The sequence below is a fragment of the Candidatus Contendobacter odensis Run_B_J11 genome (assembly GCF_000531125.1).
Lineage (GTDB): Bacteria > Pseudomonadota > Gammaproteobacteria > Competibacterales > Competibacteraceae > Contendibacter > Contendibacter odensensis.
In genome coordinates, this window is sequence record NZ_CBTK010000305.1 from 1 (window position 1) to 1122 (window position 1122).

A 1122-nucleotide genomic window follows, 5' to 3' on the forward strand; every position below is an offset into this window, starting at 1 on the left:
TTGACCGATGAAGAGCGCACCCAACGGGAGGATCTGAGCCGCACGGGGACGCGAGCGGCGTCGGTGATCCTCCACGCGCGCATTTTGCTCAAGGCGGATGCGGGCGCGGGCGGGCCGGGCTGGGACGATGAGCGGATGGCTGAGGCGGTGGAATGCGGGGCCTCCACGGTGTACCGGGTCCGCCAGGCGTTCGTGGAAGAGGGACTCACGGCGGCGCTGTTCCGGAAAAAGCCGACCGGCCGACAATATCGCAAGCTCGATGGCGCCCAGGAAGCGCACCTGATCGCGCTGGCTTGCGGCGCACCCCCCGAAGGGCGGGCGAACAGGACCTTGCGGCTGCTGGCCGATCGGTTGGTGGAACTGGAAGTGGTGGACGCGATCAGCCCGGAATGCGTGCGCATGACGCTCAAAAAAACGAACTCAAGCCCTGGTTGCGCCAGCAGTGGGGGATTCCCCCGCAGGCCAACGCCGAGTTCGTCTGCGCCATGGAGGACGTGCTGGAGGTGTATACCCGGCCCTACGATCCGACCCATCCGGTGGTCTGCCTGGACGAAATCAGCAAGCAGTTAGTGGCCGAAACCCGGACCCCGTTGCCCGCCGAACCCGGTCAGCCCGAACGGGTGGACTACGAGTACGAACGGTGTGGAACCGCCAACCTGTTCCTGACCCAGGAACCCCTCACCGGGCACCGCCATGTCACTGTCACCGCGCAGCGGACAGCGGTCGATTTTGCCCAAGAGGTCCACGATCTGCTGGAGATCCGCTATCCGCACGCCGAGAAAGGGGTTCTGGTGATGGACAATTTGAACACCCATAAACCCGCAGCACTGTATCAAGCGTTTGAGCCGAAACTAGCTCGGTCGCTGATCAACCGGCTGGAGATTCATCACACTCCCAAACATGGCAGTGGGCTGAATAGGGCCGAGATCGAACTCAGTGTCCTCAGCCGGCAGTGCCTGGATCGTCGTATCCCCGACGCCGATACCCTGACCCAGGCGGTGGTCGCCTGGCAACAGGCGCGCAACGCTTGCCTCCACCCAGTCAACTGGCGCTTCACCACCCCCGATGCCCGCATCAAGTTAAAACGCCTCTACCCGTCAATTCAGAGCGGGTGAAGTACTA

The 1122-nt window shown here is 63.4% G+C and carries 1 protein-coding gene; it reads left to right on the forward strand.

Going from position 1 to position 1122, the window contains the following annotated elements:
• Positions 1 to 1115 (forward strand): IS630 family transposase gene (locus BN874_RS24035; protein WP_230314512.1). Its coding sequence is split into 2 segments (ribosomal slippage), with 1116 coding nucleotides annotated over them: positions 1 to 409 and positions 409 to 1115; the frame shifts between segments, so codons are not numbered across the junction. This gene is flagged as partial in the annotation.
• Positions 1116 to 1122 lie beyond the last annotated feature (7 nt).